We start from the raw sequence: 15,131 nt of genomic DNA on the forward strand, positions 1-15,131 counted from the left end.
GGCTGCTGTCACCCCTGGCGGTAGAACGCTGCCGGTGACACGCCAAAGTGCTTCTTGAACATGGCCGCGAACGCACTTTGGCTGGTGTAGCCATGTTCCAGCGCCACATCCACCACGCGCGCCCCGCCGGCAAGATGCTCCAACGCCAAGAGCAGCCTCGCCTGTCGCCGCCACTGACCCAGGCGCATGCCCGTCTGTTGCAGAAACTGCCGATGCAAGGTGCGGGTGGACAGGTGCAGCCGGGCCGCCCATTCGTCCAACGTCAACGCCGCGTCCGGCTGGCGCATCAGCGCATCGCAAAACTTGCGCAGCCGCGCGTCCGCCGGCATGGGCAGATACAGCGGCAACACCGGCAGGCTGCGCAATTCCTGCAATAGCAGGTGCAACAAATGCCAATCGCGCGAACCGGCGCGCTTGGGCGCGGCGACATCCATGTCGACCGCCGCCACAATCAACTCCCGCAGCAAAGGTGAAATATCCAACACGCAACTACGCGCGGGTAGTTGCGCCGTGGCGCGGCTGTCGACGAACACGGTGCGCACACGCACCGCGCCGCTCATGCGCACCGAATGCGCCACGTCGGCCTCCAGCCAGACGCCGCGCGTGGGCGGCACCACCCACCTGCCGCCCTGCGCTTCAATGGTCATCACGCCCTGGATGGCATAGAGCAGTTGCGCCCGGTCATGGTGGTGGGGCGCGATGACATGGCCGTGCGGGTAATCCACCGCCAACGCGGCGGCGGGCGCGCCCGAGGCCACGAATGCGCTGTAGAAAGGGGAATCTTCCATACGTTCAGATTGGCAGTTTTGCGATAACTGGCGACATAGTAGCGCCAGACGGACGCGGCGGCGCCCGGCACCATGAATGGCTCGTTTCGGAGACCTTCATGTCCATCACTTCCCTGCTCTTTCCGTTCATGGCCATCGTGCTGTGGGCTGGCAACGTCATCGTTTCCAAGTTGGCCGCGTCGGCAATTTCGCCCACGGCCATCACCTTCTATCGCCTGATCCTGGCGCTGGCGCTGATGTCGCCCTTCGTGCTGCGGCCGCTGCTGCGCAACTGGGCGTCGGTGCGGCCGCACCTGGGCAAGATGGCAATCAGCGGCCTGCTGGCCATGGCGCTGTTCCAAAGCCTGTCGTACCGCGCCGCCGAAAGCACCACGGCCACCAACATGGCCATCGTGACCGCGCTGGTGCCCTTACTGACCGCCATCCTCAGCGTGATCGTGCTGGGCGAAGCGCTGACCGTCGGCATGGCCGTGGGCGGCGTGCTGTCTTTCGTGGGCCTGTTGTACCTGGTGGGCCAGGGCGACATCGCCGCCATCGCGCACAACGGCGTCCACGCGGGCGACCTGCTGATGCTGCTGGCCTCGTTGTCGTATGCGCTGTACGGCGTGCTGCTGCGCCGTTGGCGCCTGACGATTCCGGCGTGGCAGGCGGTGTACCTGCAAGCCATCGCGGCACTCGTGTTCATGCTGCCGTTCTTCTTGATGCTGCCGGCGGGCACCGCGTCGCTGGACGCCCGCACCCTGCCGCTGATCGCCTACGCCGGCATCGGCTCGTCCATCCTGCTGTCTTTCTGCTGGATCCAGGGCGTCAAGCACCTGGGCCCCAACCGTTGCAGCATCTTCATCAACCTGCTGCCGGTGCTGACCGCCGTGCTGGCCGTGGCCATGCTGGGCGAACAGATGCACGCGTATCACGTCATCGGCGGCAGCATGAGCCTGGTGGGCGTGCTGATCGCGCAGACGGTGCATCGGCCACTGCATGCGGGCGCGGCGCCCAGCAGGCTTGCCGCACAAGGCCTTGCGACGACGCCGGCTGCGCCCCGCCGGGCACGGCGCGCACGCTAGCGCTATTCGTTGCATGGCAGGTACGACGCTTGCGTGGGCGGCACATATCGCAAGAACCAAGGAAGCCCATGACGCCCAACCCCGACGGCTCGGCCCCATGCGCGGACGTGCTTATCGTGGGCGCGGGCATTGCCGGGCTTTCCTGCGCGACGTGGCTGGCGACGGCGGGCCTGCGCGTGGTGGTGCTGGAAGGCAGCCGCGTCGCGGGAGGCCGTGCGCGCAGCTGGGCGGACCCCACCACGGGGGACACCGTCGACATCGGCCCGCACGTATTGCTAAGCCGCTATGACAACTTCCTGGCCTTGCTCAAGCGGCTGGACACCGCCAACCACGTGGCGTGGCTGCCGCGCAAGCTGCTGACCGTGCAAGATGGCAGCCGTGCGTTTCCCGTCGTGACGGCGCCCTTGCCGGCACCGCTGCATTGGCTGCCCATCCTGCCCGCGGTGCTGCCCAGCGCAGGGTGGGCCGACCTGCTGTCCAACGCCAAGGTGGCGTGGCAGGCCATGCACGGCACCGAAGCAGATTTCCTGAAGCTGGACACGCTGCCCGCCCGCCGCTACCTGCTGTCGATGGGCGTGCGCCCCGCGTTTGTGCGCTGGTTCTGGGAATCGGCCGCGCTGGCGCTGCTTAACGTGCCCTTGGCGCATTGCTCGGCCGCATCGATCCTTCGACTTGCCGCGCATATGCTGGGCCACCGCGACGTGCGCTTCGGCATTGCCAAGGTAGGTTTAAGCGACTTGTACATCCCCGCCGGCAAACAGGTGATCGAAGCCGCCGGCGGGTCGCTGCGGCTGAACCACAACGTCCGCACGGTGACGCGCCATGACAGCGGCTGGATGCTGGCTCTGGACAATGGCCAGGCGTTAAGCGCGCGGCATTGCGTGCTGGCCGTGCCGCCCGACGCCTTGCGCGCCATGCTGGCCGCCGCGCCCCCTGCCGCAGCGCCGCAATGGCACGAGCCCAGCCCCTACATCAGCTGCTATCTGTGGTTTGACCGCCCGCTGACGGATGACGTGTTCTGGGCGCAGCCCTGGCCGCGCACGCAGTTGAATACTGACTTCTACGACTTGAGCAAAGTCAGGGACTTCAGCTTTTGCCGTGGCTCGGTCATCGCCAGCAACATTATCTGGAGCCACCGCGCGGCCGGCATGTCCGATGACGCCATCGTGGCGATCACGCTGCAGGAACTGGCCGCCCGATGCCACACGCCGCCGCACGGCCACCTGCTGGCACAGGCCGTCCACCGTATCCCGATGTCGGTGCCTGCACCCCGGCCTGGCGGCGAAGCGCGGCGGCCGGGCGCGGTGCTGGACGACGGCTTATATCTGGCCGGCGACTGGACCCGCACGGAACTTCCCGCCTGCATGGAAAGCGCCGCGCGATCGGGCGCACTGGCGGCCGAAGCCGTGCTGGCGCACATGGGCAAGCCGCATTCTGTCGCGCGCCCCCCACCCAAGATGGACGGTCTGGCGGGCTTGCTAAGGCGACGCCCCTAGCACGGCAACGGGCGCGCTAGAGGCCGAACCGGGCCGACAAGTGTTGCAGGCGCGCGCTGGCCAGCGGTTCACGACCCGCCAGGAATGACAGCGGACCGTCCGGCTCGAAAAACCATCGCGCGGCGCCGCGACTCATTCGGCCGCGCAACATGCACCGCGTGCGGATGGGGCCGGAGTCGCCGTCCTGTACTGTCCAGATCGGCAAGCGCACCGGCACCTGCAAGCGCGACGGCGGCTGATATTGCAGCGTTGCCACCCGCCGGCCATCCACCGTCATCGACGCCGTGGCGCCGTCAGCAAACCCGGACGACTGGCCGTTAGACGACCCGGCCTGGAACACCCCCATGCGTTTCGGAATTCCCCATAGCGTTCGGCCACCGGCCGCCGCCGCGTCGTCGTCCACCCAGATAGGCCCGACGGTACATGCCGGGGCCACGATGCCGGACGATTGCACCGCCACGGCAAAAAGCAGCTCGTTATAGGCCAGCGTGCCGCCGGGTTCGTAGCGCGCCCACACCGTCGCGCATAGCGCCTGGCGACCCAGCGACACAAGGCGCGCGCCGTTAGCCGCCGCCACGGGCAGCGCATCCAGCGGCACGCGCCAGACGCTGATCAGCGCCGAGCCCTGCAAGGACCACGGCGCGCGGGGAAACGGTGTTGCGGCTGGTGTAGACATGGGCGTTGCTCTCGGGTGTAACGGACGCAGCCCTGAGCCGGACAGCGGCACGTTGCATGGCAGGGATTTGCCGGTGCAAGGCGCTTGCAGCAAGCCGTGTGCCGGGCGATGCGCGGCGCGGGCGTCGGCCTGCTACGGCCCCGGCTACGGCTGCTGTGGAGCATCCCCGCAGCGCTGTCCAGCGCCCTGGCGTTGTTGACGGCCGCACCAGAACGGGCAGCATCCGTGGGGGCAGCGGCCCAGCGCCTGGTGGCGGGCGACGTTGCAGGCGCGATGACGCTACTGCCGTCAACGCCGCATGCGGCGCTGACCTTGGCATCGGGCAAGCGTTTGCCGCATTGCTATACGTGCTGCGCGCCGTCACCGTTGTAACGGCGGTGGCGCTTTACGGATTCATCGGCCGGGAAGATCGCAGCGGTGTCGCACCGATACCCGCGCGTGGCCAACGTTGCGCGGGCGCGGCGGGTGATTGAAGGGAAGGTGTTGAGGATCAAGGTGCCAGAGGGCGATCACCACGGCATCGCAGTCGCCCCTCCATGGCACGCCCTCACGACGGCGCATCCACCTCATTCTTTTCCTTCTCCTTCTTCTCCTTTTTTTCTCCATCGTAGTGAGACTTGATGGCGAGAAACATGCCCGTGCCCAACACCAGAAGCTTGAACGTACCGAAGACTACAGGGACCCAAAAGTTCATCATTTCCTCAAAACGCTGCTTCAGCAGCCTCATGTACTACTCGTGCCAGGCAAGTCGATCGGCAAAGCGTGCGACATCCGCGACGCGGATCATGATACGTGCGCCGGACGACCCATGCACTTTCAGAATTATCCCGTGATCCTGATCTACCGATCTGCACCGCATGAAAACGCTGCCAACTGCACCGGTTTTCGCGGCCGGCCCCGCTTGGCGGGCGTCTCGCGCATGATCGCCACGAACGCGTCGATGGATGGGTTGGGGTTGTCGGGGTGCCGGGCGGCGGCTAGGCCACCGCTTGAACGAAATCCCGCGCCGCGCGCAGCAGCCGCGCTTCGCTGCCCGCCGCGCCCAGCAGCTCCAGGCCAACCGGAATGCCGCTCGGCGTGAAGCCGATGGGCAGGCTCAATGCAGGCAAGCCGGTAACCGAAGCCAGCAGGCCGTTGCCGCCGGTCTGTGCTTCGCCCAGTTGCACCGGCCCGCCCCGCACGCTGGGATAGGCCAGCATATCGAAGTCGCCGGACGCCATGGCTGCGAGGGCCTCGGCGCGAATTGCGGCGGCACGGGCCAACGTTGCCTGACGGGCGCTGCCGTCCGGATCCTGCATCGCATTGCGTTCGCGCAAGACCGTCATGACTTCCGGATGCGGGTAGGCGCCGTCCAGGATGTCGCCCAGGCTGTGCACCGGCAAGCCGGCGTCACGCAGGCACTGCGCCAATGCGTCGCGAAATTCGTAGCCGGTGACGTTGGCGGCGGAAAGGCGCGTGTCGTCGATACCAAGCTGCGCCTGCCGCACCGACGCACCGGCCGCCTGCCAGCGCGCCAATGCCGCCTGCACGTGCGCGGAGACTTCCCGCTGCGCGGCACCGCTGCCGAACAAGGCATTGACGGTGCCGATGCGCCAGTCACTACGCTTCGGTTGCGACGCCGCATCGCCGTCGTCGCGGCCGGCCATGACCGACCAAAGAATCTCCAGGTCATCCACACAGCGCGCCATGGGGCCTACCGTGTCCAGCGTGGGCGACAGGGGCACCACGCCGGCCGTGCTGCATCGCCCTGCCGTGGGCCGCAACCCCAGCACCTGGTTGAACGCCGCTGGGATGCGGATGGAGCCGCTGGTGTCGCTGCCGATGGCGGCCGCCGCAAAGCTGGATGCCACGGCCACCGCGCTGCCGCCGCTGGACCCGCCCGGTACGCGCGTGGCGTGATACGCGTTGCGCGTGCGACCGGACATCGACGACACATTGGTGATGCCGCAGGCCAGTTCATGCAAGGTCGTTTTGCCCAGCACGATTGCGCCTGCCTCGCGCAAGCGCCGCACCACGTCGGCGTCCTGCCGGGGCAGCCGCCGCGCCAAGGCGCGCGAGCCGGCCGTGGCCGGCATGCCGATGGCGTCGATGTTGTCTTTGAACAGCAGCGGCACGCCGTGCAGCGGACCGCGTACCACCCCCGCGCGGCGCTCGGCATCGCGCCAGGCGGCCTCACCGGCCGCCTGGGGATTCAAGCAGATCAGCGCGTTAAGCGCCGGCCCGGCCTGGTCGTACGCCGCAATGCGCGCCTGATACGCGCGCACCAGGTCGACGGCCGTCAAGCGCCCCGCCGCCATCGCCGCCTGCAACGCAGCGATGGCTTGCCCGAATACCGCGTCATCGTCAGGCAGCGGCCCGGCCAGCAATTGCGGCGTGTTCATCGAAAATGGCACGCTACCCACTGCTGGCCGGTGGCGGAAGCCACGGGCCGTTCCGTCAGCGCGGGCTGTGTCTCGCGGCAGATGGGCTGCGCCAGCGGGCAGCGCGTGTGAAAGCGGCAGCCGCTGGGCGGGTTCGCGGGGCTGGGCGGATCGCCTTGCAACAGCTTGCGCTGCGCGGGCTTGTGCGGATTGGGCACCGGCACGGCCGACAGCAGGATCTCGGTGTACGGATGCCGGGGCTGCGAGAACAAGGTGTCGCGGTCGGCCACTTCAACGATGCGGCCCAGGTACATCACCGCCACGCGATGGCTGATGTGACGCACCACCGCCAGGTCATGCGCCACGAACAGATAGGCGATGCCCATCTCTTGTTGCAGGTCCATCAGCAGATTGATGACCTGCGCCTGCACCGATACGTCCAGCGCGGACACGGGCTCGTCGCAGACGATCAGCTTGGGCCGCAGCGCCAACGCGCGCGCAATGCCCAGGCGCTGGCGTTGCCCGCCCGAGAACTCGTGCGGAAATTTCTTCATGGCTTCGGGGCGCAGGCCGACCTTGTCGAACAGCCACGCCAGCTCGTCCACGCGCGCGCGGCCGCCCGACATCGGGTAGTTGCGCAGCGGCTCGCCCACGATATCGCCCGCCGTCATGCGCGGGTTCAAGGACGCATACGGGTCCTGGAAGATGATCTGCATATCGCGACGCCGGTTGCGCATCTGCTCCGGCGTCAGCGCCAGGATCTCTTCGCCTTCCAGTTTGACGGAGCCGGACGTGGGCTGGATCAACCGCAACACCGACTTGCCGGTGGTCGTCTTGCCGCAGCCCGACTCGCCCACCAGCGCCAGCGTTTCGCCACGGGCCACGCTGAACGACACGCCGTCTACCGCCTGCACGACTTTACGGCGCGGCGTGAACCAGCCGCCCGCGCCGGGATAGTGCATCTTCAGGTCGCGCACGTCTAGCAACGGCGCCGTCGATGCAACCACCGGCGGCTGAGGATGGGCGCTCATGCTTGAACTCCGGTCAGGGTGGCGCCGGGCGCCACGGAAGTCGCGGCCAGCAGGCCGGGTTGCGCCGCCACGCGCGCCACTTCATGGCACGCCACCACATGGTCGACGCCATGCGTGGATAGCTCGGGCGCTTCAACGTGGCAACGCGGCGTGGCGTACGTGCAGCGCGGTGCAAAGCGACAGCCATTGCCCAGTTCGCTGGGCGCGGGCACCATGCCGGGAATTTCGGCCAGGCGTTGCGTCGAGGCGTTCATGGACGGCATCGACCCCATCAGCGCGCGGGTGTACGGATGCAAGGGGCGGTCGAACAGTTCGGTGACCGGCGCTTCCTCGACCTTGCGGCCGGCGTACATCACCGCCACGCGGTCGCAGCATTCCGCCACCACGCCCAGGTCGTGCGTGATCAACACGATGCCCATGCCCAGCGTCTTTTGCAGGTTGCGCAGCAGGTCGACAATCTGCGCCTGGATCGTCACATCCAGCGCGGTGGTGGGCTCGTCCGCAATCAGCACTTCGGGGTTGCAGGCCAGCGCCAGCGCGATCATCACGCGCTGACGCATGCCGCCGGATAGTTGATACGGGTACTCGTGCACGCGGCGTTCGGGCTCGGCAATCTGCACCAGGCGCAACATCTCTTCGGCACGGCGGTACGCGTCGCGGCGGTTCAGCTTCTGATGCACCATGACCGTCTCGGCAATCTGCCGGCCCACGGTCAGCACCGGGTTCAGCGACGTCATCGGTTCTTGAAAAATCATCGAAATCCGGTTGCCGCGGATCTGGCGCATCTGCTTTTCCGTGAGGCTGAGCAGGTCGGTGCCGCGATAGCGGATCTGGCCGCCGGCAAAGCGCCCGGGTGGCGTCGGCACCAGGCGCAGGATGGACAGCGCCGTCACGCTCTTGCCGCAGCCGGATTCACCGACCACGCCCAGCGTGCGCCCGGCGCGCACCTGATACGACACGCCATCGACCGACCGGACGGTGCCCGAGACGGTGTCGAAATAGGTGCGCAGGTTGTCGACTTCAAGCAGCACGTCGCCAGGGGCAACGGCGTTGGCGGGGGATAGGGCCATGGCGTCCTCCTAGCGTTGGTTGGTCAGGCGCGGGTCCAGCGCATCGCGCAGCCCGTCGCCCATCAGGTTGATGGCCAGCACGGTGATGGCCAGCAGAATGCCGGGGTAAAGAATGGTGTAGAAAGCCACGGCCACGTAGTTGCGCGCGTCGGCCATCATGTTGCCCCAGCTGGGCACCTGGGCCGGCACGCCGACGCCCAGGAACGACAGCACGGCTTCCGTCAGCACGGCGGTAGCGGCGATGAAGGTTGCCTGCACCACCAGCGGCGTCACCATGTTGGGCAGCACATGCCGGCGCAGTATGACGGGCAGGCGCGTGCCGATGGCATGCGCCGCCTCGACGTACAGTTGCTCGCGCAAGGTCAGGGCCAGCGAGCGCACCAGCCGCACCACGCGCGGCACCTGCGGAATCGCGATGGCGATGATGACCGTGGTCAGGCTGGCGCGGATGACGGCCATCAGCGCAATGGCCAGCAGGATGTCGGGAATGGCCATCATGCCGTCCATGATGCGCATGATGATGGCGTCGGCCCAGCGCACGAAGCCGGCCAGCAGGCCCAGCACCACGCCGATCACGCTGGCCACCAGCGCCACCACGATGGCCACGACCAGCGACACGCGCCCGCCCCAGACCACGCGGCTGAACACGTCGCGGCCCATCGCGTCGGTGCCGAAGTAATGCTGGGCCGAAGGCGGCTTCAGGCGCTGCAAGGGGTTGATGGTGATGGGGTTGTGCGTGGCGATCCACGGCGCGGCAATCGACAGGCCGGCCACGATCAGCAGCAGCACCAGGCCGATGATCAGCGTGGGATGCTTGCGCACCCAGCGCCAGCGCCGGCCGCTGGCCGTGAGGGCCTCGTGCAGCAGGATGGGCGCAGCGGGCGCGGTGGGCACGCTGGGGGAAATCAAATTTTCTGACATGGTTCTTTCCCGCGACGGCTCAATAACGGATACGCGGATCGAACAGCCGGTAGCTGAGGTCGATCAACAGATTGATCAGCACGTAGGCGCCCGCCGAAATCAGCAGCACGCTCTGGATGACCGGGTAGTCATGGTGCTGGACGGCGTCGATCACCAGCCGGCCGATGCCCGGAATGGCGAACACGGTCTCGGTGACGACCACTCCGCCGATCAGCAAGGCGATGCCCACGCCCACCGTGGTGGCGATGGGAATGGCGGCGTTGCGCAACGCATGTTCCAGCACCGGCAACACCGCCAGGCCCTTGGCGCGCGCCGTGCGGATGTAGTCTTCGTGCAGCACTTCGACAACGGTGGCCCGCGTCATCCGCGTGATCAGCGCGATGTACACCAGCGCCAGGTTGATACACGGCAAGGTCAGGTTGCGCAGCCATGGCCCCACGCCGCTGGACAGGCTGACATAGCCCTGCACCGGCAGCCATTGCAGCTTGACCGCAAAGCCGTAGATCAGCAGATAGCCCACCAGGAACACCGGCAACGAAAACGCCAGCACCGAAAACAGCATGACCAGGCGATCGATCCAGGTGCCGGCGCGATATGCCGCCAACACGCCCAGCGGCACCGCCACCAGAATCGACACCAGCATGGTGATGGCGGCGATCGACAAGGTGGGCTCCACCCGCTGCGACAGCAACTGCGTCACGGGCACTTGCGTGAAGATCGACGTGCCCAGGTCGCCTTGCATCAGCTTGGCGGCCCACAGGCCGAACTGCCGCCACAAGGGCTCGTCCAGGCCCAGCGCCGTATGCAGCTTGGCGATGTCCTCGGCCGTGGCGAAGTCCCCGGCGATCAACGCCGCCGGGTCGCCGGGCGACAGGTGGATCAGCAGGAACACGATCACTGCCACCACCGCCATGACGGGCACGATGGCAAGCACGCGCCGAATGATGTAACCCATAGTTGTCTCGCGTATCGGTAACGGCGGGCGCTGGATTACTTGTCCAGCACCCAGAGGTTCGGCAGGCTCCAGATCTTGTCCGTGTTCTTCAGGCTGTTATGCGCGGCAAACGCCCGCGAATACTGGCCGATGGAAATGGCGGGAAAGACCTCGTAGGCGCGCTCCTGGAACAGATCGAGCACGCGCTTGCGCTCGTCCGAACTGGTGGCGGCAATCCACTGTTCGCGCAGTTCGTCCAGCTTCTTGTCGCACGGCCAGCCCGGCAGGCTGTTGCCGCACACGGCGCCCAGATACGTATTGCTGATGGGCGAGTCCACGTTGAACTCGGACGCGGCCGATAGGAAGATGTTCCAGCCGCCCTTGTCCAGCGTTTCCTTGCGCGCACGGCGTGCGGTCAGCGTGGCCCAATCCATCGACTGGATGTCCAGATTGACGCCGATATCCTGCAAGGCCTGGATGGCAACCAGCGTTGCGGAATTCAGATAGGCCAGGTCGGTCGGCAACAGGATGACCAGTTTTTCGCCCTTGTAGCCGGCTTCGGCCAACAGCTTCTTGGCCAGCGCCGGGTCCGGCTTGGCGTAAGACGCGGCGCCCGCCGTGCTGTCGTTGGGACCGCCGCAGATGAAGACCGTGGCGCAGTACTTCATGCGCAAGTCGTCCGGGTAGCCCATGGCAGCCGTGAACTTGTCCTGATCCACCAGATGCGCCACCGCCTGACGCGCCTTCGGGTTATCAAACGGCGGCATTGACTGGTTCAGGATGATGTAGCCCTGCGCGCGTTCCAGCACGCCGATCTTGACGTTCTTGTTGGCGCGCAGCGCGTCGATGTAGTCGGCGGGCGCTTGCTCGATCATGTCGACTTCGCCGTTGGTCAACGCGGCGGTGGCGCTGTTGGAGTCCGGCAGCACACGCCATTCCACGCGCGGAATATGCGGCGTCTTGTCGCCCGCCAGGCCGTCGGCCGCCATCTTCGGGCCCAGGTAGTGCGGGTTCTTTTCGAACACGATCTTGCTGCCCGGCACCCATTCATCGCGCTTGAACACGTAAGGGCCGGAGCCCACGACTTCGGTCAGCGGCTTGGTTGCCGGCTGCGACGCCAGCCGCTTGGGCAGGATGAAGGCGGGGTAGCTGGACACCTTGGCCAATCCGTCCAGCACCAGGTCAAACGGCTGGTTCAGCGTCAGCTTGAAGCGGCTGGCGTCCAGCGCTTCCCACTTGCCGCCAGCGCGTGTGATGGCTTGACCGATGTTGTCGCGCGCGGACCAGCGTTGCAGCGATGCAATCACATCGTCCGTCGTCACGGGCTGGCCGTCGCTGAATTTCAGGCCGGGCAAGAGCGTGAACGTCCACGTCTTCTTGTCGTCGCTGGCCTCGTATTTCTCGACCATCTGCGGCTGCGGCTTGCTGTGTGTGTCCATCGCAAACAGCGTGTCGTACACCATGTAGCCGAAGTTGCGCGTGATGTAGGCGGTGGTGAAGGTCGGGTCCAGCACCTTCAGGTCGGCGTGCGGCACAATGCGCAGGGTCTTGGCCGGCTGCGCGCTTGCGGGCACGGCGCCCAGGGTGCAGGCCAGGCCCAGCGTGGCGGTCGAGATCAGGCAAAGCAGGCGGTTTTTCATCGCACTAGGTTCCCGTCAAATAAGTGGATTCGCCAGCGGCCATGCGCCGGCAGGATCTTAAAGCGGCCACTTCGGCAGCCGGATGTTGCGATACGTCAGCGTCTTCCAATCCGGCGTCGCCACGCCCTTGCCACCCACATAGATGATGTGGCGCGCGACCTTTGAAAACGAGGCGTGGAAATGCTGCGCGGACTTGACCACCACGATCTTGCAGGCCGATAGATCACAGCCCAGCTGGGTGAACAGGTCCATGTTGATGGCCTGGTTACGCACGGAAGTCAGCACAATCTGTACGCCCTGGGCCTGCACCAATACGCAGTCGCCCATCGGCGCCGGTGCGCCGGACAGGCCGGTCATCACCAGGTCCGCCTTCACGGCAAGCACGGTGCAACGCAGGTCGATCGGGTCGCCTGACAAGGGGCCGACCTTGCCGCCGATACGCAGGTCAAGTTCGGCGCCCACGCCCGCATCGAAGGCGATGCGCGCGGCCACCGGGTCCCACATCGGGCCCAGCGCCACATTGCTTACGCCGCGCTCAAGCACGCGTTGCAGTACGAAGGTGGCGTCACCGGGCGCGCCGCTGCCGGGGTTGTCGGGGCGGTCGGCCAACACCACCGGGCCGCCGTCGAACGCCAAGGCTTCGTCCAGCGCTTCGTCCACGCTGCGGTACGGCACCATCAGTTGTTCGCGCATGCCGATCAGTTCATCGGCAAGCGCGCGTGCAAGCGTCTGCGCGGCGGCGGCGTCGCCATCGGCATAGACCAGCACCTTGGTGCCCATCTCGGGCACGTCGCCCGTGGCGAAGCCCTGCGCGGCCGATATCGACAGAATGCCGTCGCGCCCTTCCAGCGCCTTGATGCGGCTGACAAAGCCGCGCGCCGGCTCGCGCGTGGTGTGCATGGGCACGATCATGTGGCAATCGATCAGCGCCGCCACGGGACGCGTGCGGCCCGCGTGCGCGTCCAGGCACAGGGCCAGCAGGTCTTCGGCGCGTTCGCGGATATCGGTGTGCGGGTATTCCTTGAACAGCACCAGTACCGTGGCCTGTTCCACCATCAGCGGCGTCAGGTGCGCGTGCGGGTCCAGCTCGGCGCCCACCGTTACGTCGGGGCCGACCAGCTCCCGCACACGGCGCAGGATGTCGCCTTCGCAATCGTCATAGCCATCGGCCACCATCGCGCCGTGCAAGCCCAGCAGCACCATGTCCACCGGCATCGCGGCGCGCAGGTCGGCCAGGATCTGGTCGCGCAAGGTTTCGTAGGCGGCGCGCGTGGTGATGCCGCCGGGCTGCGCGGAAGCCACCAGGCCGTCCACCAGCGTCCAGCCTGCTTCGCGGCCTTGCAGGCGCGCCACGAAGAGCGGCGCACCGGCGAAGGTGACGGAATCGGGATGCGTGCCGGCCGGGTAGTAGTCGCGTTCCTGAAAGGCCGCAAGGCTGGTGGGCATGGGTGCGAAGGTGTTGGTCTCGGTGCCCAGACCGGCGCAGAAGACCTTCATGGCTGCGCTCCGGGACAGGCTGGCGCAGGCGCCACGGCTGCCGTGGCGTTCCGGTAAGACGTCATCATTTCCCCTTGTATAGGCCGGCTATGTCGTCAGCGCCTGCGTGTTCGGCATGGCGTTGCGTTCCGTAAGCGGATCATCGGCGGCACACCGGCGCGGCACAAATAGCTAACGTGGGCCTATGGATAACCCAAGGTTATGGTGTGGGCGCTTTTGCCCTGAAAACGCAGGGAAAACGCAGAAAAAGCGAGGTTGATGCGCACCACCGCTAGGGAAAACGATAGGGCGGCAACGCCGCGCCCGCACACATATCGCAAGGTTATGGATGGGACGCGATTTGGAATTTGCCCCACCCCGGTGCGCGGATCAGAATCGTGCCCTACCTGAACCTACGAGGCGAGTCATGCGGGTATGCGTAATTGGGGCGGGCGTGGTCGGCGTTACGACGGCGCACCTGTTGGCGCGGGCGGGACACGCGGTGGTTTTGGTGGACGAACGGGCAGAGCCCGCGCTGGGCAGCAGCTTCGCCAACGGCGGGCAGCTCAGCTATAGCTATGTGGCGCCGTTGGCGGGACCGGGCGCGTTGGCCGACATGCCGGGCTGGCTGTTCCGACGCGATTCGCCGCTGCGCCTGCGCTACCGCTTCGACGTTTCGCAATGGTTGTGGCTGGCGGGCTTTTTGCGCGCCTGTCGCGCCTCGGTGTCGCGCGCGTCCACCGCCCAATTGCTGTCCCTGTCCTACCTCAGCCGCGACACGCTGCACGCGATGCTGGCGGAGGCGCCCATGGATTTCGGCCTGTCAAAAACCGGAAAGCTGATTGTGTACCGCGATGCCGGGCAACTGGACAAGGCCGCGTCGCTGGTGCGTTACCAGGCGACTCACGGCACCGACCAGCGCGTGCTGTCACGCGACGAAACGCTGGCGGCGGAACCGGCGCTGGCCGGCATGGGCGCGCGCATCGCCGGCGCCGTCTACACGCCCAGCGAAGAAACCGCCGACTGCCATCGCTTTACCGACACCCTGTTTCAGCGGCTGCGGCGCAACGCCAACGTCAGCGTCCACATGAACACGCGCGTGCAACGGCTGCGGCGCGAAGGCGGGCGCATCGTCGCGGCGCAGACGGATGCCGGCGACCTGCAAGCGGATGCGTTCGTGGTGGCCTCGGGCATCGGCAGCCGACCGCTGCTGGCGGCATTGGGCCAACGCGTGCCCTTGTATCCCTTGAAGGGCTATAGCCTGAGCGTGCCGATTACGGCGGACACCGCCGATGTTCCCGCCATCAGCGTGACCGATTACGAACGGCGCATCGTCTACGCGCGCCTGGGCAATGTGCTGCGCATTGCGGCCATGGTCGACATCGGCGCCAAGCATGGCGAGGTTGACGCGTCGCGGATGGCGACGTTGCGGCATCAGGTCAAGGAAGCCTTTCCGCGCCTGGACCTGTCGCGCGCGCAGGCCTGGGCGGGCGTGCGGCCGGCCACGCCGACCAGCAAGCCGCTGATCGGAAAAAGCCGCGCGGCCGGCAACCTGTGGCTGAACATCGGCCAGGGCGCTTTAGGGTTCACGCTTGCCTGTGGCAGCGCCGCCTTGCTGACCGCGCAAATGAACGGCGAACCCTTGCCGATCAACGCCGCGCCCTTTCAACCGTAG

The 15,131-nt window shown here is 66.8% G+C and carries 14 protein-coding genes; 4 read left to right on the top strand and 10 right to left on the bottom strand.

Annotation, left to right across the window (positions count from 1 at the left end; genetic code table 11):
* Positions 1 to 8 precede the first annotated feature (8 nt).
* The gene (locus AC0Z35_RS02585; RefSeq protein ID WP_319301350.1) at positions 9 to 788 is read right to left on the bottom strand and encodes an AraC family transcriptional regulator; all 780 of its coding nucleotides are present in this window, start codon (positions 786 to 788) and stop codon (positions 9 to 11) included.
* Between the two features lie 98 nt (positions 789 to 886).
* On the opposite strand from AC0Z35_RS02585, the gene AC0Z35_RS02590 reads away from it, so the two are divergent.
* Both AC0Z35_RS02590 and AC0Z35_RS02595 read left to right on the top strand, forming a co-directional pair.
* Positions 887 to 1,852: a DMT family transporter gene (locus AC0Z35_RS02590; RefSeq protein WP_485131436.1), complete on the top strand. Its 966-nt coding sequence runs from the start codon at positions 887 to 889 to the stop codon at positions 1,850 to 1,852.
* 68 nt (positions 1,853 to 1,920) lie between these two features.
* Positions 1,921 to 3,348: a hydroxysqualene dehydroxylase gene (locus tag AC0Z35_RS02595; RefSeq protein ID WP_485131435.1), complete on the top strand. Its 1,428-nt coding sequence runs from the start codon at positions 1,921 to 1,923 to the stop codon at positions 3,346 to 3,348.
* A gap of 16 nt (positions 3,349 to 3,364) precedes the next feature.
* On the opposite strand, the gene AC0Z35_RS02600 is transcribed toward AC0Z35_RS02595, so the two are convergent.
* Positions 3,365 to 4,024 (bottom strand): acetoacetate decarboxylase family protein, encoded by a 660-nt coding sequence (locus AC0Z35_RS02600; protein WP_485131434.1) that lies wholly within the window; start codon positions 4,022 to 4,024, stop codon positions 3,365 to 3,367.
* 84 nt (positions 4,025 to 4,108) lie between these two features.
* Between AC0Z35_RS02600 and AC0Z35_RS02605 the strand changes: the two genes are divergently transcribed.
* Entirely contained in the window at positions 4,109 to 4,396 is a 288-nt protein-coding gene (locus AC0Z35_RS02605) for a hypothetical protein (RefSeq protein WP_485131433.1), read from the top strand.
* Positions 4,397 to 4,571: 175 nt separating this feature from the next.
* On the opposite strand, the gene AC0Z35_RS02610 is transcribed toward AC0Z35_RS02605, so the two are convergent.
* From AC0Z35_RS02610 to AC0Z35_RS02645, 8 genes are all read right to left on the bottom strand, one after another.
* On the bottom strand, positions 4,572 to 4,751 hold the full coding sequence (locus AC0Z35_RS02610) for a hypothetical protein (RefSeq protein ID WP_046803852.1): 180 nt from the start codon (positions 4,749 to 4,751) through the stop codon (positions 4,572 to 4,574).
* Positions 4,752 to 5,001: 250 nt separating this feature from the next.
* Complete coding sequence (locus tag AC0Z35_RS02615; protein WP_485131432.1) at positions 5,002 to 6,417, bottom strand: amidase; 1,416 nt, start codon at positions 6,415 to 6,417, stop codon at positions 5,002 to 5,004.
* A complete protein-coding gene (locus AC0Z35_RS02620) occupies positions 6,402 to 7,415 on the bottom strand; it encodes an ABC transporter ATP-binding protein (RefSeq protein WP_046803851.1) in 1,014 nt (337 codons plus the stop codon). The genes AC0Z35_RS02615 and AC0Z35_RS02620 overlap by 16 nt, the downstream gene beginning before the upstream one ends.
* Positions 7,412 to 8,485, bottom strand: a complete 1,074-nt coding sequence (locus tag AC0Z35_RS02625; RefSeq protein ID WP_120156901.1) for an ABC transporter ATP-binding protein — start codon at positions 8,483 to 8,485, stop codon at positions 7,412 to 7,414. The genes AC0Z35_RS02620 and AC0Z35_RS02625 overlap by 4 nt, the downstream gene beginning before the upstream one ends.
* A gap of 9 nt (positions 8,486 to 8,494) precedes the next feature.
* Entirely contained in the window at positions 8,495 to 9,406 is a 912-nt protein-coding gene (locus AC0Z35_RS02630) for an ABC transporter permease (protein ID WP_046803849.1), read from the bottom strand.
* A gap of 19 nt (positions 9,407 to 9,425) precedes the next feature.
* Positions 9,426 to 10,361, bottom strand: coding sequence for an ABC transporter permease (locus AC0Z35_RS02635; RefSeq protein ID WP_046803848.1), 936 nt, complete (start codon positions 10,359 to 10,361; stop codon positions 9,426 to 9,428).
* A 35-nt stretch (positions 10,362 to 10,396) separates the two neighbouring features.
* Positions 10,397 to 11,980, bottom strand: coding sequence for an ABC transporter substrate-binding protein (locus tag AC0Z35_RS02640; RefSeq protein ID WP_485131431.1), 1,584 nt, complete (start codon positions 11,978 to 11,980; stop codon positions 10,397 to 10,399).
* A gap of 57 nt (positions 11,981 to 12,037) precedes the next feature.
* On the bottom strand, positions 12,038 to 13,477 hold the full coding sequence (locus tag AC0Z35_RS02645) for a M81 family metallopeptidase (RefSeq protein ID WP_485131430.1): 1,440 nt from the start codon (positions 13,475 to 13,477) through the stop codon (positions 12,038 to 12,040).
* A gap of 406 nt (positions 13,478 to 13,883) precedes the next feature.
* On the opposite strand from AC0Z35_RS02645, the gene AC0Z35_RS02650 reads away from it, so the two are divergent.
* Entirely contained in the window at positions 13,884 to 15,131 is a 1,248-nt protein-coding gene (locus tag AC0Z35_RS02650; RefSeq protein WP_485131429.1) for a D-amino acid dehydrogenase, read from the top strand.

It is taken from the genome of Achromobacter sp. 1L-A-4-B-C2 (assembly GCF_057291955.1).